Source organism: Curtobacterium sp. Leaf154 (assembly GCF_001424595.1).
Classification (GTDB): Bacteria; Actinomycetota; Actinomycetes; order Actinomycetales; family Microbacteriaceae; genus Curtobacterium; species Curtobacterium poinsettiae.
On the sequence record NZ_LMOS01000005.1, the window covers coordinates 186,567 to 208,781 of the forward strand.

Genomic DNA, 22,215 nt, shown 5'->3' on the forward strand with positions numbered 1-22,215 from the left:
CTCCACGAGGACGGAGCCAGGCTCCGCGGTACCACCTCGTTTGCCGCCCAACGTCCGCTGTGCGACCACTCTGTGTCGGGGATGGTGACGGTCCCGAACCCGCCCGGTTCTACTGACGGAGGCGCTGGTGCGCCCCGTGTTCTTCCGGAAGCTCCCCGGTGATGGCCGGATCGATGCTCGTGGAACACGACTTTACCGGACGGGAGCATGCTTGAGCGATGCCCGCAGAAGATCGCCCCGAGTCACTCGTCACCGTCCTGATCGCGTTCGGGGCGAACCTGCTCGTCGCGATCGCGAAGACGATCGCCTCGCTCGTGTCGGGTTCGGCGTCGATGGTGGCCGAGGCGGCGCACTCGTGGGCGGACACCGGCAACGAGGTGTTCCTGCTCGTCGCCGAACGCCGGGGCGGCAAGAAGCGGGACGCCGCGCACCCGCTCGGGTACGGACGCGAGACGTACATCTGGTCGATGTTCGCCGCGTTCGGCCTGTTCACGGCCGGTGCGATCGTCTCGATCTACCACGGCATCTCGGAGTTCGGGGAGACCGGGCCGGCCGAGGACGTCGTGCTCAACTACGTCGTGCTCGGGCTCGCGTTCGTGCTCGAGGGCACGAGCTTCCTGCAGGCGTACCGACAGGCGCACGGTGCCGCGACGAAGCGGAAGGTCCCGGTGCTGCGGCACGTGCTGCAGTCGTCGAACCCGACGCTCCGTGCGGTGTTCGCCGAGGACGCGGCGGCGCTGATCGGCCTGGTCGTGGCGTTCCTCGGGGTGTTCCTGCACCAGGTCACCGGGCTGGCGGTCTTCGACGCACTCGGCTCCATCGCGATCGGTGTGCTGCTCGGTGTCGTAGCGATCGTCCTGATCGACCGCAACCGCCGGTTCCTGCTCGGCGAGAGCACGTCGCCGGAGCTCGAGAACGCGGTGCTCGTCGAGCTGCTGGGCCGGTCGCAGGTCGAGCGCGTCACCTACCTGCACCTGGAGTTCGTGGGGCCGTCGCGGGTGTACCTCGTCGCGGCCGTCGACCTGACGGGCAACGAGACCGAGGAGCACGTCGCGGTGCGGTTGCGCGACGTCGAGCAGTCACTCGAGGACAGCCAGTACATCGAGGAGGCCGTCCTCACCCTGAGCTACCCGGGCGATGAGTCCCTGGTGCCGACCGACGGCGCTGTCCCCGAGGTCGTTCGGGACGGCACCGCGTCGGACGTGGCGGCCGGTGGCGCGGGGACCCTGCGCACGGAGTGAGCGCGGGCCGGGTCGCGGGGCGGCGTGGCGGCAGGGCTCGGGTCGCGAGACGCCGGTGTGTCGGCAAGGCGCCGCCATGTGCTCGAGACGCCGCCGGATTCGGCGGCGTCTCGCCGGTGAGGCGGCGTCGTAGAAAGACGACGGCGTGTTCCGTGAGCGACCGCGCGGCGGACGGGAGGCGCGGTGCCGGGCCGCCACGGGCCTCCAGTCCGTCTTCCCGCCACGTGCACCGCCCCACACGCGGGAGGAAGACGCCGGTGTGTCAGTAAGACGCCGCCATGTGCTCGAGACGCCGCCGGAATCGGCGGCGTCTCGGCGACGAGGCGGCGTCGTACGAGGACGACGGCGTGTCCGGGGGCGGAAGACACCGGCGTGTCAGCGAGCGTCGAGGCCCGCGACCACCGGTGTGAGCGCCGCCGCGACGTACTCGACGAGCGCTCGGCGCCCGACCCCGTCGGTGACCCACACCCCGAACGCGGCAGCGGCGGCCCCGAGCATCGCACCGGACACCGTCTGCGGCCAGAGCGCTCGCGGCTGCTCCCCCGTGCGTCCCGCGACGAAGGCGGCGACGGCCTCGTGCTGCGCCGTCACCCGGACCGCGACGCCGGCCACCAGCTCGGGCCCGATGCCCATGACCTCGGCCTGCGCGACCGCCCACGGCACCCGCTCGGGGTCGTGGGCGCGAGCGGCGTCGAGGAGCGCCTGTTCGACGGCCCGTACGGCACTCGACTCGGTGGACGCTGCGAGGTACCCGGGCAGCCCGGCGACGGCGGCGTCGAGTTCGAGCCACATCACGTCGGCCTTCGCCGGGAAGTAGTTGAAGAACGTCGCGCGGCTGACCCCGGCGCGGGCGGCGATCTGGTCGACCGTGGTGCGCCCGTACCCCTGCTCGAGGAACAGCTCGGCAGCGGCGTCCGCGAGGACCTCGGCGCTCGAGCGTCGGGGGCGGCCACCGCGGCGGATCGGTTCGTCCATGGGCCCCAGTAAACCGTTAGACTCGGTCAGCCATGATCTTGGACTCAGTACAGAAAACCCTCACCGCCGTCGCGGGCGCCTCGGCGGTCCTGCTCGTCCTGGCTGCCTGCAGCGGACCGGGCACGAGCACCGGGAGCAGCACCCCGGTCGCGGGCGGCACGCTCACCTACGCCTCCGGTGACGCCGAACCGACCTGCCTCGACCCGCACGTCGGCGGCAACTACCCGCAGGCGCTCCTGGCGACGCAGTACATCGAGGAGCTCGTCGGGCTCGAGGACGGCAAGCCGACGCCGGAACTCGCGACGAAGTGGACCACGGGTGACGACGGGAAGACCCTGACGCTCACCCTGCGCGACGACGTCACCTTCACCGACGGCACCCCGTTCGACGCCGCCGCCGTCGTGGCGAACATCGAGCACGTGCAGGACCCGGCCACCGCCTCGAGCACCGGGTACCTGGCGCTGCAGTCCATCACGAAGGCGACCGCCACCGACGACCACACCGTGACGCTCTCGCTGAGCCGGCCGGACAGTGCGCTGCTCGAGTCCCTCTCGCAGCCCTGGGTCGGTATGGAGTCCCCGAAGGCGCTCGAACGGAAGCAGGCGACGAACTGTGAGTCCCCCGTCGGCACCGGCCCGTTCCGGGTCACCGGCTGGAAGCACGGCGACCGCGTCACCCTGACGAAGAACACCGACTACTGGGGCAAGACGAAGCCGCGCCTGTCGGGCATCACGTGGCGGTTCCTGCCGGACTCGACCTCGCGCTACGCCGCGCTGCAGTCCGGCCAGGTCGACGTGATCGACAACGCCCAGCCCGACCAGCTCAAGGCCGCGTCGGCGAAGGGCGCGATCCGCGACCTCGACGCCCCCCGCCCCGGCGCCTCGAACCGGCTCGAACTGAACTCCGGGCACGGCGTGTTCCGCGACCAGGCAGTCCGCCAGGCCTTCATCGCCGGCGCCGAGATCGACCCGGGCCTGCAGTCGCTGTTCCTCGGCACCGCGAAGCGCTCGTACTCGGTGCTCTCGAGCGCTGAGCCGCTCGCGTACTCCGACAAGAGCCGGTTCGACTACTCGCCGTCGAAGGCGAAGCAGCTGCTCGACGACGCCGGGTGGAAGGTCGGCTCGGACGGCGTCCGCGAGAAGGACGGCCAGCAGCTCACCGTGACGTTCCCCGTCTCGACGAACCAGTCGGTGCCGGCCGAGCGCAGCCTGTTCCAGCAGATCCAGGCGTCCGAGAAGGCCGTCGGGTTCAAGGTCGTGCTCGACGAGCTCGACCTGTCCAGCTGGTACGCCGCCCTGGCCGCGAACGAGTACGACGTCGTGAGCGCCCCGTACACGAAGGTCGGCCCCGACGTCCTGCGGATCCTGTACGACAGCGCGAGCATCGAACCGGCACCGTCCGGCTACTTCGCGAACCTGGCCCAGCTCGACGACCCCGCGCTCGACCGGCTGCTCGAGCAGGCCGCCCGTACCTCGGACGCCGACGAGCGCGCCGACCTGTACGAGCAGGCGCAGAAGGCGATCCTGGCGAGCGACACCGTGCTCCCCCTGTACGACCAGCAGAACCACTTCCTGGTGCGCTCGGCCGTGCACGGCATCCGGACCACCCCGGTCTCGACGCCCTGGTTCGGCACCGCCTGGATCGACCGCTGACACGGATGCGGTGGGTCTGGTGGGCCGTCCGGCGGCTCGCCGGGGGCATCGGCGTGCTCTGGGCCGTCGCGACGATCGTCTTCGTCGCGATCCGGCTCATCCCCGGTGACCCGGCGCTCGCGATCCTCGGTGGCCCGGGGTCGCAGGCCTCGGCCGAGGCCGTCACCCAGGTCCGCCACGAGTACGGCCTCGACCAGCCGGTCCTGGTGCAGTACGCGGTGTTCCTCGGCCGCCTGGCGATCGGGCAGCTCGGTGACTCCTACGCGTTCCGCACCCCGGTCGCGACGCTCCTCGGCCAGCAGCTGCCCGTCACGCTGACGCTCGCGGTCGCCGGGCTCGTCGTCGCCTGGGTGCTGGCGATCGTCGCCGCGTGGGCCTCGACGCAGCGCGGCCGCATCGCCGCCGGGCTCACCAGCGCCCTCAGCGTCACCGCGAGCGTGATGCCGCACTTCTGGCTCGGCAGCGTGCTCATCGTGGTGTTCGCCTCGTCCCTTGGGTGGGTGCCGGCGGTCAGTGACGGCACCGCACGCGGCTGGGTGCTGCCGGTGCTGACCGTGGCCGTGCCGGTCGCCGGGTACCTGGCCGAGACCGTGCGCGACGGCGTGGTGGACGCGCAGCGCTCGGCCTTCGCGCTCGCCGCCCGGGGCCGGGGCGAGACCCGCCTCGGACTGTTCGGACGGCATCTGCTCCGGCACGCCGCCCTGCCCGGGATCGCACTGTCCGCGTGGGCCTTCGGATCGCTCGTCTCCGGGGCCGTGGTCGTCGAGTCCGTGTTCGCCCTGCCCGGCATCGGCCGCGCGCTGGTCACCGCCGTCACCCAGCGGGACATGCCCCTCGTCGCCGGCATCGCGATGGTCTCGGCGGCCGCGTACGTGGTCGTGCTGGCCGTCGCCGATCTGGTCGAGCGTGTGGTCGACCCGCGCAGCACCGCACGGAACGCGACCGCGCGCCCCGGCACCGCGCGACGCCGTGGGCCCGGCCGTCCGGCGGGCGCGCGGTGAGCGGGATCGCCGACCCGGGCCTCCAGACCGGTGCGTCCGCCCACCAGACCGCCGTCGGCACCGAGCGCGTCCGTGGGGGGACGCTCGGCGTCGGCGGCACCGCCGCGGCGGTGGTCGTCCTGGTCGCCGTCGTCGCGGCGGCCTGGCCAGCGCTGCTGGGCGGCGGCGATCCGCTCGCGGTGCACCCGACCCAGGCACTGACCGCCCCGAGCGGCGCACACCCGTTCGGCACCGACGAGTCCGGCCGCGACGTCCTGGCACGGGTGGTCGCGGGGACCCGCGCCTCGCTCGTCGTCGGCGTCGCCGCGACCCTGATCGGCGGCGGAGCGGGCGTCCTGCTCGGTGTCGTCGCCGGGCTCGGCGCCGGGGCCGGACGGCTCGGCCGCCTGCTCGACGCCGTCATCGGCCGTGTCACCGAGGTCGCGTTCGCCCTGCCGCTGCTGCTCGTCGCCCTGGTCGTCATCGCCGTGACCGGTCCGGGTCCGGTGCCGGCTGTGCTCGCCGTCGGGTTCGCGACCGCTCCCGGCTACGCCCGGATCGTGCGGGGCCTGGTCCGGACGGCCCGCGGTTCGCAGGTGGTCGAGACCGCCGTGCTGCTCGGCCGCTCCCCCGCCCGCACCGTCGTCCGGCACGTGCTGCCGACGGCGCTCTGGCCCGTCGTCGCCGTCGCCACGCTCGGGGTCGGGCAGGCGGTCGTGTGGGCATCGGCGCTGAGCTACCTCGGTGTCGGCACGCCCCCACCCGCGCCGGAGTGGGGCGCGATGCTCGCCGACGGCCGGACCTACCTGCAGACCGCGCCGTGGATGAGCACCTTCCCCGGACTCGCGATCGTCGTGCTCGCGACGGCCGTCACCGTGCTCGGCCGGGCGATCCGACGGAGCGGGGCCGCGCGGTGAGCGCCGTCCTCGACGTCCGCGGACTCACCGTCGCCATCGGCGGGACCCCGATCGTGCACGGTGTCGACCTGCGCGTCGACGCCGGCGAGTGCGTCGCCCTGGTCGGCGCGTCCGGCTCGGGCAAGACCGTCACCGCACGCGCCGTGCTCGGCCTGTCCGCGCCCGGCGCCGCCGTGCACGCCGAAACGTTCACGGTCGACGGTGTCGACGTCGGCGGGTACACGGACCGGCGGTGGCGCCGGCTGCGGGGATCCCGCATCGGCTACGTCGGCCAGGAGGCGCTGGGCGCGTTGGACCCGCTGCGTCCCGTCGGGCGCGAGGTCGCCGACAGCCTCCGCCTGCACACCGAGATGCGTGCGGCCGAGCGCGTGGACGCCGTGCGTGCTGCCCTGGCCGCGGTGGGCCTCGACCCGGACACCGCGACCGACGGCCGGCTCGCCGGGACACTGTCCGGTGGGATGCGACAGCGTGCCCTCATCGCCGCGGCCACCGTCGGGTCCCCCGGGCTGCTGGTCGCCGACGAACCGACGACGGCGCTCGACGCCGGGGTCGCCGTCACCGTGATGGAGCAGTTGCGGGCAGCGCAGAGGCGGGGCGCCGGACTGCTCGTCATCACGCACGACCTGGGGCTCGTCGCGGGGTGGGCCGACCGGGTCGCCGTCGTGCACGAGGGCCGGATCGTCGAGCAGGGTGCGGTCACCGGGGTCTTCACGGCGCCGCAGCACCCCGCGACACGGGCGCTGGTGCGCGCTGCCGGTGCTGCCGGTGCTGCCGCGGCGGAGCCGGCGCCACCGCACGGTGCCGATCTTGCCGGGCGGTGCGAGGTCGATGGCTCCGTGCAGTCCTCTGACGATGCACCGAGCGGCCAACCTCGCACCGGCCGCACGACTCCGTACCGTGCGCCGATCGGCAACCGCGACACCGAGCGCGCATCCTCGCACGGTGCGAGGGACGTGCTCGCGGCGCAGGGGCTCTCGCGGGAGTACGGCGGGCTGCTCGCGGTGGACGACGTGTCGTTCGGGCTCGAGCGGGGCCGGGTGCTCGGGGTGATCGGCGCCTCGGGCTCGGGCAAGACGACGCTGGCACGGATGCTCCTGGGACTCGAGACGCCCGACGCCGGCGCGGTCACGCTCGACGGCGACCCCTGGGTCCCGCTGCCCGAGCACGAGCGACGCCCCCGACGGCACCGGCTCGCGGCCGTCGTGCAGGACCCCGGCGCGACGTTCGACGAACGGTGGAACGTCGAACGGGTCCTCGCGGACGCGTTCTCACGCGGTGACGAACGGCGGGCGCGCGGAGTGCTCGGCGAACGGGTCGACGCGGCACTGCGACAGGTCGACCTCGACCCCGTGCTGCGGTCCCGCTCCCCCCGCACCCTGTCCGGCGGGCAACGGCAGCGGCTCGCGATCGCCCGCGCGCTGGCGACCGAGCCCGAGGTGATCGTGCTCGACGAGCCGGTGACCGCCCTCGACGCCACGGTGCAGCACGCCGTGCTCCGGTTGCTCGAACGGCTCCGCGACGAGACCGGGGTGGCGATGGTGTTCGTGTCGCACGACCTGCGGGCGGTCCGGCGGATGGCGGACGACGTGCTCGTGGTGCATGCCGGCGCGGTCGTCGAGCACGGCCCCGCCGCCGAGGTCTTCGCGCGCCCCGCCCACCCGGTGACCGCGCGGCTGCTGCACGCCGCGGAGCGGCTGGCAGCGGGTCCCGCCGCGGATCCAGCCACGGGGACCGCGGCCGACTCCACGGGCTGAGCGACGGTCCACACGGTGCCGCGCCCGCGGACTGTCACTGCGCGCGTGACGTCGCCAACGGCTCGGAACGGCCAGGAGGCCCGGCGCGCGTTCCGAGACGGAACGTGCGCCGGGCCTCCTGGCCGGGTTGCCGCGGGGCGGCTGGGTCCTCAGGAGCCGGAGGGCTCCTTCGATGCGGCCTCGGCCGAGATGATCGGGATCTCGCTCGTCGAGAACTCCTTCGCCCAGTCGGACTGCGCGAGCTCCGACGTCGGGTCGTTGTAGTCCTCGATCACGCCGGCGACCTCGTCCTCGGACCCGACCGTCGGACCGGAGCCCATCAGCGGGCTCGCGGCGGTCTCCTTGGTGAAGTACACCGCGACCAGGCCGATGACGGCGGCGAGCATCAGGTAGAACGCGGGGATGTCCTCGGCCCAGCCGTACCCGGCGTCCTTCGCGGCGTTGATGAGCGCGGCGGTGGCGAGCGGGGTGGTCCCACCGAAGAGCGACACCGACACGTTGAACGCGATCGCCAGGGCGCCGTAGCGGATGATCGTCGGGAACAGCGCGGGCAGCGTCGACGGCATGGTCGAGGTGAACGTGACGAGCACGACGCCGAGGATCAGCAGGCCGGCGAACACGCCGACGCCGGTGCCGGTCTGGACGAGTTTCAGGGCCGGCCAGGACAGCAGGATGAAGCCGATGCAGCCGGCGGCGAGCACCGGACGGCGCCCGAACTTGTCGGACAGGCGACCGCCGAAGGTGATGACGACCATCATGAGCAGCATGACGATGACGATGAGGATCAGGCCGAACGTGGCGTTCTGGCCGAGGTTCTGCTCGAGGTAGGTCGGCATGTACGAGAGCAGCATGTAGTCGGTCACGTTGAAGACCAGGACCAGGCCGATGCAGATGATGAGCGAGCGCCAGTTCTCGGCGAAGAGCTTGAGGAACGGGGTCTTCTGCCCCTCGCGCTCGGCGGCCTGCTCCTGCTGCTTCTGGAACGCCGGGGTCTCTTCCAGCTTGAGGCGCAGGTAGAGACCGATCAGGCCGAGCGGGCCCGCGACGATGAACGGGATGCGCCAGCCCCAGCTGAGCAGGGCGTCCTCGGACAGGCCGAACTGCAGGCCGGTGACGATCGAGGCGCCGAGCACGTAGCCGGCGAGCGTGCCGAACTCGAGCCACGAACCCATGAACCCGCGGCGCTTGTCGGGCGAGTACTCGGCGATGAAGGTCGCGGCGCCGCCGTACTCACCACCGGTCGAGAAGCCCTGCACGAAGCGGGCGACGAGCAGCAGGACGGGAGCCCAGAATCCGATCGTGTCGTACGACGGGATCAGGCCGATCATGAGCGTGCCGGCGGCCATCAGGATCATCGTCAGCGCGAGGACCTTCTGTCGGCCGATCTTGTCGCCGATCGGGCCGAACACGGCACCGCCGATCGGGCGCACGATGAACGCGGCGGCGAAGAAGCCGAACGTGGCGACGATGTTCGCGGCCGGGTCGCCCTGCGGCAGGAACACCTGCGAGATGGTGACCGTCAGGTACGCGAAGATGCCGAAGTCGAACCACTCCATGGCGTTGCCGAGCGCGGCAGCCGCGACGGCACGCTTGAGCAGCGACTCCTCGACGACGGTGACGTCGTCCTTCGTGAGATCGCGACGAGCGCGCTTCACGGCGCCCTTCGTGCGCAACGGCCGATCGCCGTGCGGTTGGGGTGCGTTGTTCGGTGCCAAGTCGTTCCTCCGGGGTGCGGTGCTTCCTTCGGGCGTCCGGCGGACGGCGACGTTGCAGCTCCTGCGAACCCTGCGTTCGCCGGACAAACTCCGACAGACTAGCAGGCTCTTGGCGTGTCCGACAGGTCTGTGTGGTAGGTCCCGGTCGGCAGCGGGCCGCGGACGCCCCGCTGCTCGGCTCAGGACGCGTGCGCGGCCGCTACGATTGGGGCACCGCGCGTCAGGCGCGCAACACTCAGGCACCTCATCACGGACTCGGTGCCGCACACACGGACGGAAGGCGCACCATGACCAAACCCATGCCCGAGAAGCCCAGCGTCGACGGACTGGAGCAGGTCTGGGGGCCCGTCTGGGAGCAGGACGGCACGTACCGCTTCGACCGCGACGCCGCCGGTCACCGCGACGCCGTCTGGTCGATCGACACCCCGCCGCCGACCGCCTCCGGTTCGCTGCACATCGGGCACGTGTTCTCGTACACGCACACCGACCTCAAGGCCCGGTTCGAGCGGATGCGCGGCAAGCACGTCTTCTACCCGATGGGCTGGGACGACAACGGCCTGCCGACCGAGCGTCGCGTGCAGAACTACTACGGCGTCCGCTGCGACCCGACCCTGCCGTACGACCCCGACTTCACGCCGCCGTTCGAGGGCGGTGACGGCAAGTCCTCGAAGGCCGCCGACCAGCTGCCCGTGTCGCGCCGCAACTTCATCGAGCTGTGCGAGCGCCTGACCGTGCAGGACGAGCAGCAGTTCGAGGAGCTCTTCCGCACGCTCGGCCTGTCGGTCGACTGGACCCAGTCGTACCGCACCATCGACGACACCTCGCGGGCGAGCGCCCAGCGCGCCTTCCTGCGCAACCTCGAGCGCGGCGAGGCCTACCAGGCCGACGCCCCGACCCTGTGGGACGTCACGTTCCGCACCGCGGTCGCGCAGGCCGAGCTCGAGGACAAGGAGATGCCCGGCGCGTACCACGGCATCGCCTTCCACCGCACCGACGGTGGGGACGACGTCGTCATCCAGACCACCCGCCCGGAGCTCCTGCCGGCCTGCGTCGCCCTGGTGGCACACCCGGACGACGAGCGGTTCCAGGACCTCTTCGGCACCACGGTCCGCTCCCCCCTGTTCGACGTCGAGGTCCCGGTGCTCGCACACCACCTGGCGCAGAAGGACAAGGGCGCCGGCATCGCGATGGTCTGCACCTTCGGTGACACCACCGACGTCGTGTGGTGGCGCGAGCTGCAGCTGCCGAACCGCGCGATCATCGGCTTCGACGGCCGCGTGCGCTCCGACGAGCCCGCATGGATCGAGTCCGCGAAGGGCCAGGAGCTCTACGCCGAGATGGCCGGCAAGACCGTGTTCTCGGCCAAGAAGGTCGTCGTCGACGCCCTCACCGAGTCGGGCGAGCTGATCGGCGACGTCAAGACCATCCAGCACCCGGTGAAGTTCTTCGAGAAGGGCGACAAGCCCCTCGAGATCGTGTCGACCCGCCAGTGGTACATCGTCAACGGTGCGCGCGACGAGCAGCTGAAGAGCACGCTCCGTCAGCGCGGCGAGGAGATCGCGTTCCACCCGGACTTCATGCGCGTCCGCTACGACAACTGGGTCGGCGGCCTGTCCGGTGACTGGCTCATCTCGCGCCAGCGCTTCTTCGGCGTGCCGCTGCCGGTCTGGTACCCGCTCGACGCCGACGGCAACCCGGTGTTCGACCAGCCGATCGTGCCGACCGAGGCGCAGCTGCCCGTCGATCCGGCTTCCGAGCCCGCCCCCGGCTTCACCGAGGACCAGCGCGGCGTCGCCGGCGGGTTCCAGGGCGAGCTCGACGTCATGGACACCTGGGCGACCTCGTCGCTGACCCCGCAGCTCGCGGGCAAGTGGGAGACCGACCCGGCGCTCTACGACCTGGTGTACCCGTACGACGTCCGCCCGCAGGCGCAGGACATCATCCGGACGTGGCTGTTCACGACCGTGCTCCGCAGCCAGCTCGAGGCCGACGTGGTGCCGTGGAAGCACGCCAGCATCTCCGGCTTCATCGTCGACCCCGACCGCAAGAAGATGTCGAAGTCGAAGGGCAACGTCGTCACGCCGCTGTCCATCCTCGAGCAGCACGGTGCCGACGCGGTCCGCTACTGGGCGGCCTCGTCCAAGCTCGGCACCGACGCGGCGTTCGACCCGCAGAACCCGAAGCAGATCAAGGTCGGTCGTCGTCTGGCGATCAAGGTGCTCAACGCGGCGAAGTTCGTCTACGGCTTCCCGCTGCCCGAGGGCGCCACGAGCGTCACCGAGGCCCTCGACGTCGACATGCTCGCCGAGCTCGGCGCGGTCGTCGAGCAGGCCACCGCCGCGTTCGACGGGTTCGACCACGCCCGTGCCCTCGAGATCACCGAGCGCTTCTTCTGGACGTTCTGCGACGACTACCTCGAGCTCGTGAAGGAGCGCGCCTACGGCACCGCGTCCGACGCGACGCACGAGACGCAGGCGAGCGCGGTGCTGGCGCTGCGCGGCGCCATCGACGTGCTGCTCCGACTGCTGGCACCGTTCCTGCCGTACGCGACGGAAGAGGTGTGGGCCTGGACCCACGACACCAGCGTGCACCGGGCCTCATGGCCGACCGCTGCCGACCTGCCCACCGACGCGGCCCCCACCGGGCTGCTCGCGGCCGTCGGACAGGCGCTCATCGGGATCCGCGGTGCGAAGACGGCAGCGAAGGCGTCCCAGAAGACGCCCGTGACGCGTGCCGTCGTCGCGGCACCGGCCGAGACGCGGGTGCTCATCGAGCGCGCGGCGGTCGACCTGGCGGCCGTCGGCCGCATCGAGAACCTGTCGTTCGTCGACGGCGACGAGCTCGCCGTCACCGAGATCGAGCTCGCGGAGCAGCAGGCGTAACGTCGGTCATCCGGGTCGGGTCGCCTCGGCGACCCGGCCCGTCCACCACCGGACAGGAGGCACGGATGCAGTTGGGCACACGCTGGAACGTGGGTGGGGAGCCGCCTGCGCGACTGCCCGAGGCGATGGTCGTCGCCGTGCGGGGCGTCGAGGACGAGCTGGCGGCGGAGTCCGTCGACACGGCGACGTGGGGGTGGACCCTGACGTTCCTGGAGGGCAAGCCGATCGTCGAGCTCGACGACGGCACCTCGATCCACCTCGACGACGCCGGGCACGCCCAGGTCACGAACCCCGACGACGCGGGCGAAGAGGACTAGCGCGGCCGCGTGCTGCGCGGCCCGCGGTTCGCTTGGTGAGCAGGAATGGTCGGGTCCCCACCGGGGACCCGACCATTTCTGCTCACGATGCGGGCGCCCCCACCGGGGAGCGCCCGCGTGATCGCCGAGGGATCAGGACTCGGCGAGCCAGGTGGCGAGGACCTCGTTCACCTCGGCGGTGTGCGTGGTGAGCAGGCCGTGCGGGGCGCCCTCGATCTCGACGTACTCCGCAGCGGGCAGGGCCTTCGTGAAGCGTCGGCCGGTGGCGTCGATGGGCAGGATGTTGTCCGACGTGCCGTGCACGATCAGGGCGGGGACGGTGACCTTCGGGATGTCCTGGCGGAAGTCGGTCGGCCAGGTCAGGGGTGCTGCCGCGGACGCGATCGAACCGGAACCGGCCGCGACGTTCCAGGCGTTGCGCACCTGCTCCTCGGAGATGCGGGTGCCGAGGTTCTCCGACAGGTTGAAGAAGTCCTGGTAGAAGTTCGTGAAGTACGCGTAGCGGTCCTTCGCCACGTCGGCGGCGATGCCCTCGAAGAACGACATCGGGCCGGCGCCGTCGGGGTTGTCGTCGGTGATGGCGAGGAACGGCTCGAGCGAGGCGAGGAACGCGACCTTGGCGATCCGGTCCTCACCGTGTCGGCCGATGTAGCGGGCGATCTCGCCGGTGCCCATCGAGAAGCCGACCAGGATCACGTCGCGCAGGTCGAGGGTCTCGAGGACGGTGTGCAGGTCGTCGGCGAAGGTGTCGTAGTCGTAGCCGGTGGACGGCTGCGAGGACCGGCCGAAGCCACGGCGGTCGTACGTGATGACGCGGTAGCCGGCCTCGAGGAGCATCGGGACCTGCCCCTCCCACGAGTTGCCGTCGAGGGGGAACCCGTGGATCAGCACGATCGGCTGCCCCTGGCCCTTGTCCTCGTAGTGGAGCTCGATGTCGACGCTGTTCTCGGTTCCGACGGTGATGGCACCCATGGTCGTTCCTTCCCTGAACTTCGCAGAGAACGATCGTTCTCTGCCGATGTGGACTACAGTAGAGAACGCCCGTTCCCGCCGCAACTCGAGAACGGTGAACACTCAGGGAACGGGGTACACACATGGTCGCCAGCACCGTCGAACCGGGCGTCCGAGCGCACATCGTCGAGGTCGCGGACGAGCTGTTCTACACGCGCGGGATCCAGTCGGTGGGGATGGACGAGATCCGCACGGGCGCAGGCGTCTCGCTGAAGAAGCTCTACGCGGCGTTCCCCGGCAAGGAGCAGCTCATCGCCGCGGTGCTCGCCGGTCGGCACGACATGTGGGAGCAGGGCGTGCACGGTGCGGTCGAGGCCGCCGCCAGCCCGCGCGACAAGCTGCTCGCGGTCTACGACTTCCTGGAGTCGTGGTTCGGCGACGACACCTTCCGCGGCTGCGGGTTCATCAACGCCTTCGGTGAACTCGGCGCGACCTCGCCCGCGGTCGCCGAGATCGCGCGTGAGCACAAGGACTCGTTCCAGCGGTTCGTGCAGCAGCTCACCACCGAGGTCGTCGCCGACCCCGAGCACGCCGAGGAACTCGCCGCCCAGCTCGCGCTGCTCGCCGAGGGCGCGCAGACCACCGCCGCCATCGCGGGCACCACGGTGCCCGCCGCGCACGCGCGCCGCGCCGCGGTGACCCTGATCGACGCCGCGATGCGCTGACACGCGACCGCGATGCGGACGGGAGGCCCGTGGCGGCGCCGCCACGGGCCTCCCGTCCGCCCCGTCGCGGCGCGACGTCCGTAGGGTGGTTGCCATGGCAACCCCGTTCGACGTCCCGAGCACCCTCCCCTACGCCCTGCCGCCCTTCGGCGACGTGCGACTCGAGCACTACCGACCGGCGTTCGAAGCCGGCATGGCCGAGCAGCGCGCCGAGGTCGAGGCCATCGCCACCGACCCCCACGCCCCGACGGTCGAGAACACCCTGATCGCACTCGAGCGGTCCGGGCAGCTGCTGGCCCGCGTCAGCCACGTGTTCTTCACGCTGTCGTCAGCCGACTCGACCCCGGAGCTGCACGACCTCGAGGCCGAGATCTCACCGCTCCTCGCCGCCCACCGCGACGCGATCACGCTCGACGCACGCCTGTACGCCCGGGTGCAGGAGGTGCTCGACGGCGCTTCCGCCGCGGGCCTGCAGGGCGAGGCGCTCCGCCTGGTCGAGCGGACCCACGCCGAGATGACCCTGGCGGGCGCCGGGCTCGACGACGCGGGCAAGGAGCGTCTGACCGCGATCAACCAGGAACTCTCGACCCTCACGACGACCTTCGAGCGGAACCTGCTCGAGGACACCAACGACTCCGCCGTGCACGTGACGAGCGAGGACGAGCTCGAGGGGCTCGACGACGGCGCGAAGTCCGCCGCTGCCGGAGCCGCCGCCGACCGTGGCCTGGACGGCTGGCTCATCACGCTGCCGCTGTACACCGGACACCCGTGGCTGTCGTCGCTGGCGAACCGTGCCCTGCGCGAGCGGATCATGCGGGCCTCACTCGCCCGCGGTCGTCGGGGCAACCAGTACGACAACCGCGACGTGCTGCTCCGGATCGTCCGGCTCCGTGCCGAACGCGCCGAACTGCTCGGGTTCCCGAACCACGCCGCCGTCGTCACCGCCGACGAGACCGCCAAGACCCCCGAGGCCGTCGACGGCCTGCTGTCCTCGCTCGTCGGTGCCGCCGCCCGGAACGCCGACGACGAACGGGCCGTCCGTTCCCGCACGGTCGGCTTCGACGTCGAGTCGTGGGACTGGGCGTACGCGACCGAGATCCTGCGCGGGGAGCAGTTCGCCGCGGACAGCACCGCACTCCGCCCGTACTTCGAGGCGGACCGGGTCCTGCACGACGGGGTCTTCCACGCCGCCGGCGCCCTGTACGGCCTGACCTTCACGGAGCGCCCGGACCTGCACGGCTACAACGACGAGGTCCGGGTCTTCGAGGTCACCGGCGACGACGACGAGCCCGTCGGCCTGTACCTGCTCGACCTGTACACACGCGACGGCAAGCGCGGCGGCGCGTGGATGAACCCGGTCGTCGAGCAGTCCGAGCTCCTCGGCACCCTGCCCGTCGTGGTGAACAACCTCAACGTCGCGAAGCCCGCTGCCGGCTCCCCCACGCTGCTCATCCAGGACGAGGTGCAGACGCTCTTCCACGAGTTCGGGCACGCCCTGCACGGCCTCATCGCCCGCACCACCTACCCGCGGTTCTCCGGCACCAACGTCGAGCGGGACTTCGTCGAGTTCCCGAGCCAGGTGAACGAGATGTGGGTGTCGTGGCCGTCGGTGCTGGCGAACTACGCGAAGCACCACGAGACCGGGGCTCCCCTGCCGCCCGAGCTGGTCCTGGGGCTCAGCGAGTCCGAGGGGTTCAACGAGGGATTCGGCACGACCGAGTACCTGGCCGCCGCACTGCTCGACCAGGCGTGGCACCGACTGTCGGCTTCCGAGGCGGCCGCGGTGACGGACGTCGAGGCGTTCGAGCGGGACGCCTTGCGAGCCGCCGGCATCGCCGTCGAGGCCGTGCCACCGCGGTACTCCTCGACGTACTTCGCCCACACGTTCTCGGGTGGGTACGACGCCGGCTACTACGGGTACATCTGGTCCGAGGTGCTCGACGCCGACACGGTGGAGTGGTTCCGCGACAACGGCGGGTTGGACCGTGCGGCCGGTCGACGCTTCGCGGAACGGCTGCTCGGGGTCGGCGGCGCGAAGGACCCGCTCGAGGCCTACCGGGACTTCCGCGGCCGCGACGCCGAGGTCGGCCCGCTGCTGCGGCGCCGCGGGCTCGAGTAGGGCGCTGCGGGACCGAGCGCTTCCGGGCGTACCGCGACGAATCGGGCGTACCCGGTCGGAACTTCCGACCAGGTACGCCCGATCTCGCTTTCCATCGCAGCCGTCATGGGAAGAACCAGACGTCGATCCGGGGGCCGCGCCGACCGGCAGACCACGACGAAGCCCCGCACCGATCCGGTGCGGGGCTTCGTTGCGAACGGAGCGCTACGCCGACTTCTCGACGCGCTTGGCCCGGGGCCGCGGCACGATCGTCGGGGCGGCGTTCTCGAGCACGGACTCGCGGGTGATGACCACGCGGGCGACGTCGTCGTCGGACGGGACGTCGAACATCACCGGGCCGAGGACCTCTTCGAGGATCGCGCGGAGCCCGCGAGCACCCGTCTGGCGCAGCACCGCGAGGTCCGCGATGGCCTCGAGCGCGCCCTGGTCGAACTCGAGCTCGACGCCGTCGATCTGGAACATCCGCTGGTACTGCTTGACCAGCGCGTTCTTCGGCTCGGTCAGGATCTGCATGAGCGCCGCCTGGTCGAGCTGCGACACCGTGGTGACGACGGGCAGACGACCGATGAACTCGGGGATCAGACCGAACTTGTGCAGGTCTTCCGGCAGGACCTCGGAGTACAGGTCCTGGTGGTCGGTCGCACTGTGCAGAGGCGCCCCGAAGCCGATCCCGCGCTTGCCGACGCGCGAGGACACGATGTCCTCGAGCCCGGCGAAGGCACCGGCCACGATGAACAGCACGTTCGTCGTGTCGATCTGGATGAACTCCTGGTGCGGGTGCTTGCGACCGCCCTGCGGCGGGACCGAGGCGACCGTGCCCTCGAGGATCTTGAGCAGCGCCTGCTGCACGCCTTCGCCGGAGACGTCGCGGGTGATCGACGGGTTCTCGGCCTTGCGGGCGATCTTGTCGACCTCGTCGATGTAGATGATGCCGGTCTCGGCACGCTTCACGTCGTAGTCGGCGGCCTGGATGAGCTTGAGGAGGATGTTCTCGACGTCTTCACCGACGTAGCCGGCCTCGGTCAGGGCGGTGGCGTCGGCGACGGCGAACGGCACGTTGAGGCGCTTGGCCAGGGTCTGCGCCAGGTACGTCTTGCCACAGCCGGTCGGGCCGATGAGCAGGATGTTCGACTTGGCGATCTCGATGTCGTCGCGGTCTTCGGCGGCGGTGATCTGTCCCTGCGCGCGGATGCGCTTGTAGTGGTTGTAGACGGCCACGGCGAGGGCGCGCTTCGCCGGGTCCTGTCCGATGACGTACTCCTGCAGGAAGTCGAAGATCTCCCGCGGCTTGGGCAGTTCGAAGTCCCCGCTCGAGGTGTCCTCGCCGGCTTCGGCCAGACGTTCCTCGATGATCTCGTTGCAGAGCTCGACGCACTCGTCGCAGATGTAGACGCCCGGTCCGGCGATGAGCTGCTGGACCTGCTTCTGGCTCTTGCCGCAGAACGAGCACTTGAGGAGATCGCCGCTCTCTCCGATGCGTGCCATTCCCGTGCCTCCCTGATTGGACATGCCGGCCGCGCTGTCGCACCACCGCTGGTGCACCGCTGCTGGTGGGCACCTCGTCGTGGACACGAGCCTAACCGCAACCGGTGACACCGACCGCGATGCCCCTCCGCAATCGCGCAGCGCGTTCGCCCAGGGCGTGCGAGCCTGCTACGGTGATCCGGACTTCTCTACAACTTGTAGAACAGCACGTGCAGAACCACCCCGGAAGGAACCCCATGCAGAAGCGTCTCGCCGCCGGCGGCGCCGTCACCCTCGGCGTCGCAGCCGTCATCGTCCTCGGCAGTGCCACGGCGGCCAGCGCGCACGTGTCCGCGACGGCCACGTCGACCGCCGCGAACTCATACACCACGGCGACCTTCTCGGTCCCGCACGGCTGCGACGGCTCCCCCACCACGAAGATCGAGTTCCAGGTGCCGGAGTCCGTCATCGAGGTCACGCCCACCGTGAACCCGAACTGGAAGATCACGAAGGCGACCGAGCCCTACACCGACCCGTCGGCCTCGGCTTCGGCCTCCGACGAGGACCACGCCGAGACGGCCGCCGAGCGCGTCACGAGCGTCACGTACACCGCGAAGACCCCGCTGCCCGCCGACGAGCGCGACACCTTCGCGCTCTCGTTCTCGCTGCCGGACGGCAAGGCCGGCGACCTGGTCGAGTTCCCCGCGATCCAGACCTGCGAGAAGGGCAGCGTCGAGTGGAACCAGGAGCAGCAGGCCGGCGAAGCCGAGCCCGAGCACCCGGCGCCCTCGATCACCCTGACCGCCGCCGAGCCGACGGACGACGACGGCGACCCGATCGCCGCGACCCCGACGACCGAGGCTGCCAGCACGACCGCCTCGAGCGACCCCGACCTGGTCGGTCGCTTCCTCGGCCTCGGCGGCCTGGTGCTCGGCGCCGTCGCCCTGGTCGTCGCCGTCGCCGGCACGCGTCGTCGGAGCTCCACCAAGTGACGCAGCGCGGCCCGCGTCGGTCCCGCCAGCGGTCCTCTGCCCGGAGGCTCGTGGCCGGGACCGCCGCGGCCGTCGCGATCGCCGGTGGTGCGGTCCTCGGGCTCGCCGGTCCCGCCAGCGCGCACAACTACCTGATCTCGTCCGACCCGGAGGTCCGCGGCACGCTCACCGAGCTGCCCGAGGACTTCGACATCACGACGAATGACAAGCTGCTCGACATCGGCGGATCGGGGTCGGGCTTCGCGTTCCGCATCGTCGGGCCCGACGGCCGGTACTACGAGGACGGCTGCGTCGACGTCGAGGGGCCGTCGATGACCACGGCCGCCGCACTCGGCGACTCCGGCAAGTACACCGTCGAGTGGCAGATCGTCTCCGCCGACGGCCACACCGTGTCCGACGAGTACCCCTTCACGTGGAAGGCACCGTCGGGCTTCACCCCGGCGTCGGGCGCGGCGAAACCCCCGACCTGCGCCACCGCGGGTGACGACGACGGCGGATCGGACACCACGACCGGTACGGCATCGGGGTCGAGCGACTCGGCGGCGTCCGACGCGATCTGGATCGGCGCCGGTGGCATCGTGCTCGTCGGCGTGGTGGTCGCGGTGTTGCTGCTCCTGCGCCGCAAGCCGGCCCCGGAGTCCGACGACACCGACGACTAGACACGACGCAACGACCAGCCCCGTCGCACGACGAAGGCCCCGCTCCGATCGGTGCGGGGCCTTCGTCGTTCCTGCTGGAGCTACTTGACGAGCGCCGGCAGGTTCTTGCGGCTGGTGAGGACCTGGTCGATCAAGCCGTACTCCACGGCTTCCTGCGCGGACATGATCTTGTCGCGCTCGATGTCGTGGTTGATCTCCGCCGGCGTCTTGTTGGAGTGCTTCGACAGCGTCTCCTCGAGCCAGGTGCGCATGCGGAGGATCTCCGCCGCCTGGATCTCGATGTCGGACGCCTGACCGCCACCCTGCTGGGTCGCGGGCTGGTGGATCAGCACACGGGCGTTCGGCAGCGCGAGGCGCTTGCCGGGGGTGCCACCGGCGAGCAGCACCGACGCGGCCGAGGCAGCCTGGCCGAGGCAGACCGTCTGGATCTGCGGACGGATGTACTGCATCGTGTCGTAGATCGCCGTCATCGCGGTGAACGAGCCACCGGGCGAGTTGATGTACATCACGATGTCGCGGTCGGGGTCCATCGACTCGAGCACGAGCAGCTGGGCCATGACGTCGTCAGCCGACGCGTCGTCGACCTGCACGCCGAGGAACACGATGCGGTCCTCGAAGAGCTTGGCGTACGGGTCCTGGCGCTTGTAGCCGTAGGCCGTGCGCTCTTCGAAGCTCGGCAGGATGTACCGATTGGACGGAGCCGGGACGTTCTGCGCGCCACCGAGCATGGGGAGATGCATTCTCGTTTCCTTTTCTTCGGTGGTGATCAGGACTGGGCGTCGGGCTCGGCTGCGCTGGTGGGCGTCTCGCCGTCGCCGACGGTGCCACCACCGCCGATGACCTCGGCGCTCGAGGCGCGGAGGTGGTCGACGAAGCCGTACTCGAGCGCCTCCTGGGCCGTGAACCAGTTGTCGCGGTCGTTGTCCTTGAGGATCTGCTCGACCGACTTGCCGGTCTGCTCGGCCGTGAGCTCCGCCATGCGCTGCTTCATGTCGAGGATGACCTTGGCCTGCGTCTGGATGTCGGCAGCGGTGCCGCCGAAGCCGCCGGACGGCTGGTGGAGCAGCACGCGCGCGTTCGGCGTGATGTAGCGCTTGCCGGGCGTGCCGGAGGACAGCAGGAACTGTCCCATCGACGCGGCGAGGCCGATGCCCACGGTGACGATGTCGTTCGGGACGAACTGCATCGTGTCGTAGATCGCCATGCCGGCGGTGATCGAACCACCGGGCGAGTTGATGTAGAGGTAGATGTCCTTCTCAGGGTCCTCGGCGGCGAGCAGCAGCAGCTTGGCTGCGATCTCGTTCGAGTTGTCGTCGCGGACCTCGGAGCCGAGCCACACGATCCGGTCTCTCAGAAGGCGGTCAAAAACACTGGGGTTCAGTGTTGCTTCGGCCATGGAAAAGCTCCCGTTCAGTTGTCGCTTGTTGTCGAACTTATCGGGTGCAACGCACCAGTTCTCGTCTGTTCGCCGACAGCAATGCGGTGGTGCGGAAATACGGACGGGAGGCGCGGTGCCAGCTGGCACCGCGCCTCCCGTCTGTCGTACTGGTGGCGTCGAGATCGTTACTCGGCGTCCCCTGCCGGCTCCTGCGCGACGCCCGCCGTGAAGGCGGACAGGTCGACGGCGTCGCCGTTGGTGTCCTTGACGGTCACCTTGGACAGGACGGTCGCGACCGCCTTCGAGCGGGCGACCTCGCCGACCATGCCGGGGATCTGGCCGTTCTGGTCGATGACCTTGATGAACTCGGCCGGCTCCATGCCGTACTGCGCGGCGGCCTGGATGAGGTACTGGGTCAGTTCCTCCTGCGAGACCTGGATCTCTTCCTTCTCGGCGATCGCGTCGAGGAGGATCTGCGAGCGGAAGGCGGTCTCGCTGGACTCGGAGACCTCCTTGCGGTGCTCCTCGTCCTCGAGGCGGTTCTCCTGCTCGAGGTGACGGTGCACCTCGTCGGCGATGAGCTGCTCCGAGATCGGGATGTTGACGTCCTCGGTGAGCTTCTCGACGAGCTTGTCGCGAGCCGCGGCGCCCTGACCGAAGGTCTTGGACTTCGCGATCTGCTCCTTCAGGTCCGCCTTGAGCTCGTCGATGGTGTCGAACTGGCTGGCGATCTGGGCGAACTCGTCGTCGGCCTCGGGGAGCTCGCGCTCCTTGACGGCGGTGACGGTGACGGCGATCTGGGCGGTCTCGCCCTCGCGGTCGCCACCGACGAGCTTCGACTCGAAGTTCGTCGACTCGCCGGCGGTCAGGGACTCGAGCGCCTCGTCGATGCCCTCGAGCAGGTCGCCGGAGCCGATCTCGTAGGAGACGCCGGTGGCCGAGTCGACCTCGTCGTCGCCGATGCTGGCGGTGAGGTCGATCTGCGCGAAGTCGCCGGTCTTCGCCGGACGGTCCACCGTCACGAGCGTGCCGAAGCGGGTGCGCAGGTTCTGCAGCTCCTCTTCGATCTCGTCGTCCGACACCTCGACGGCGTCGACGGTGAGCTCGTACGAGGAGTAGTCCGGCAGGTCGAACTCGGGGCGGACGTCGACCTCGAAGGTGAGGACGAGGTCGCCGGTGAAGTCCGCGACGTTCGGCAGCTCGGCGACGTCGGCCTCGGCACGGCCGAGGATGCGCAGCTCCTGCTCTTCGACCGCCTGGCGGTAGAAGTTGTCGATGGCGTCACCGACGGCGTGGTTCAGGACCTCGCCGCGGCCGACACGCTGGTCGACGATCGCGGGCGGGACCTTGCCCTTGCGGAAGCCGGGGATGTTGATCTGCTCGGCGATGTGCTTGTAGGCGTGGTCGATGCTCGGCTTGAGATCGTCCGGCGTCACGTTCACGGTGAGCTTGACGCGGGTGTCGCTCACCTTGTCGACGGTGCTGGTGGCCAAG

The 22,215-nt window shown here is 70.7% G+C and carries 18 protein-coding genes; 11 read left to right on the top strand and 7 right to left on the bottom strand.

What is annotated here, in order from left to right; genetic code table 11:
- The first annotated feature begins 218 nt into the window (after positions 1-218).
- A complete protein-coding gene (locus tag ASF75_RS11070) occupies positions 219-1,241 on the top strand; it encodes a cation diffusion facilitator family transporter (protein WP_017885988.1) in 1,023 nt (340 codons plus the stop codon).
- 375 nt (positions 1,242-1,616) lie between these two features.
- On the opposite strand, the gene ASF75_RS11075 is transcribed toward ASF75_RS11070, so the two are convergent.
- Positions 1,617-2,216, bottom strand: a complete 600-nt coding sequence (locus tag ASF75_RS11075; RefSeq protein WP_017885989.1) for a TetR family transcriptional regulator — start codon at positions 2,214-2,216, stop codon at positions 1,617-1,619.
- A 32-nt stretch (positions 2,217-2,248) separates the two neighbouring features.
- Between ASF75_RS11075 and ASF75_RS11080 the strand changes: the two genes are divergently transcribed.
- The 4 genes from ASF75_RS11080 to ASF75_RS11095 are packed head-to-tail and all read left to right on the top strand — an operon-like array spanning position 2,249 to position 7,519.
- Entirely contained in the window at positions 2,249-3,868 is a 1,620-nt protein-coding gene (locus ASF75_RS11080; protein WP_056071368.1) for an ABC transporter substrate-binding protein, read from the top strand.
- Between the two features lie 5 nt (positions 3,869-3,873).
- A complete protein-coding gene (locus ASF75_RS11085; RefSeq protein ID WP_056071372.1) occupies positions 3,874-4,869 on the top strand; it encodes an ABC transporter permease in 996 nt (331 codons plus the stop codon).
- Entirely contained in the window at positions 4,866-5,765 is a 900-nt protein-coding gene (locus ASF75_RS11090; RefSeq protein ID WP_017885992.1) for an ABC transporter permease, read from the top strand. The genes ASF75_RS11085 and ASF75_RS11090 overlap by 4 nt, the downstream gene beginning before the upstream one ends.
- Positions 5,762-7,519: an ATP-binding cassette domain-containing protein gene (locus ASF75_RS11095; RefSeq protein WP_056071375.1), complete on the top strand. Its 1,758-nt coding sequence runs from the start codon at positions 5,762-5,764 to the stop codon at positions 7,517-7,519. The genes ASF75_RS11090 and ASF75_RS11095 overlap by 4 nt, the downstream gene beginning before the upstream one ends.
- A 149-nt stretch (positions 7,520-7,668) precedes the next feature.
- Here ASF75_RS11095 and proP read toward each other — a convergent pair whose 3' ends face one another.
- The gene (proP, locus tag ASF75_RS11100) at positions 7,669-9,174 is read right to left on the bottom strand and encodes a glycine betaine/L-proline transporter ProP (RefSeq protein WP_197068642.1); all 1,506 of its coding nucleotides are present in this window, start codon (positions 9,172-9,174) and stop codon (positions 7,669-7,671) included.
- A 347-nt stretch (positions 9,175-9,521) separates the two neighbouring features.
- On the opposite strand from proP, the gene valS reads away from it, so the two are divergent.
- Both valS and ASF75_RS11110 read left to right on the top strand, forming a co-directional pair.
- A complete protein-coding gene (gene valS / locus ASF75_RS11105) occupies positions 9,522-12,116 on the top strand; it encodes a valine--tRNA ligase (protein ID WP_056071378.1) in 2,595 nt (864 codons plus the stop codon).
- 65 nt (positions 12,117-12,181) lie between these two features.
- Positions 12,182-12,433 carry a hypothetical protein gene (locus tag ASF75_RS11110; RefSeq protein ID WP_042538506.1) on the top strand — a complete coding sequence of 84 codons (252 nt, stop codon included), beginning with the start codon at positions 12,182-12,184 and terminating at the stop codon, positions 12,431-12,433.
- A gap of 132 nt (positions 12,434-12,565) precedes the next feature.
- Here ASF75_RS11110 and ASF75_RS11115 read toward each other — a convergent pair whose 3' ends face one another.
- Positions 12,566-13,405: an alpha/beta fold hydrolase gene (locus tag ASF75_RS11115; protein WP_056071380.1), complete on the bottom strand. Its 840-nt coding sequence runs from the start codon at positions 13,403-13,405 to the stop codon at positions 12,566-12,568.
- Between the two features lie 122 nt (positions 13,406-13,527).
- On the opposite strand from ASF75_RS11115, the gene ASF75_RS11120 reads away from it, so the two are divergent.
- Both ASF75_RS11120 and ASF75_RS11125 read left to right on the top strand, forming a co-directional pair.
- Entirely contained in the window at positions 13,528-14,109 is a 582-nt protein-coding gene (locus ASF75_RS11120; protein WP_056071383.1) for a TetR/AcrR family transcriptional regulator, read from the top strand.
- A gap of 94 nt (positions 14,110-14,203) precedes the next feature.
- Entirely contained in the window at positions 14,204-16,228 is a 2,025-nt protein-coding gene (locus ASF75_RS11125; protein WP_056071385.1) for a M3 family metallopeptidase, read from the top strand.
- Positions 16,229-16,432: 204 nt separating this feature from the next.
- Here the strand turns inward: ASF75_RS11125 and clpX are convergent, their stop codons facing one another.
- Positions 16,433-17,713: an ATP-dependent Clp protease ATP-binding subunit ClpX gene (gene clpX / locus ASF75_RS11130; RefSeq protein ID WP_017886000.1), complete on the bottom strand. Its 1,281-nt coding sequence runs from the start codon at positions 17,711-17,713 to the stop codon at positions 16,433-16,435.
- A gap of 236 nt (positions 17,714-17,949) precedes the next feature.
- Between clpX and ASF75_RS11135 the strand changes: the two genes are divergently transcribed.
- Together ASF75_RS11135 and ASF75_RS17685 are read left to right on the top strand one after the other, a co-directional pair.
- A complete protein-coding gene (locus ASF75_RS11135) occupies positions 17,950-18,684 on the top strand; it encodes a YcnI family protein (RefSeq protein WP_017886001.1) in 735 nt (244 codons plus the stop codon).
- A 50-nt stretch (positions 18,685-18,734) separates the two neighbouring features.
- Positions 18,735-19,343, top strand: coding sequence for a copper resistance protein CopC (locus tag ASF75_RS17685; RefSeq protein ID WP_056071387.1), 609 nt, complete (start codon positions 18,735-18,737; stop codon positions 19,341-19,343).
- 80 nt (positions 19,344-19,423) lie between these two features.
- Here ASF75_RS17685 and ASF75_RS11145 read toward each other — a convergent pair whose 3' ends face one another.
- From ASF75_RS11145 to tig, 3 genes are all read right to left on the bottom strand, one after another.
- Positions 19,424-20,083, bottom strand: a complete 660-nt coding sequence (locus ASF75_RS11145) for an ATP-dependent Clp protease proteolytic subunit (RefSeq protein ID WP_031259232.1) — start codon at positions 20,081-20,083, stop codon at positions 19,424-19,426.
- 26 nt (positions 20,084-20,109) lie between these two features.
- Entirely contained in the window at positions 20,110-20,739 is a 630-nt protein-coding gene (locus ASF75_RS11150) for an ATP-dependent Clp protease proteolytic subunit (protein WP_035807635.1), read from the bottom strand.
- Between the two features lie 167 nt (positions 20,740-20,906).
- Complete coding sequence (gene tig / locus ASF75_RS11155; protein ID WP_017886005.1) at positions 20,907-22,214, bottom strand: trigger factor; 1,308 nt, start codon at positions 22,212-22,214, stop codon at positions 20,907-20,909.
- Position 22,215 lies beyond the last annotated feature (1 nt).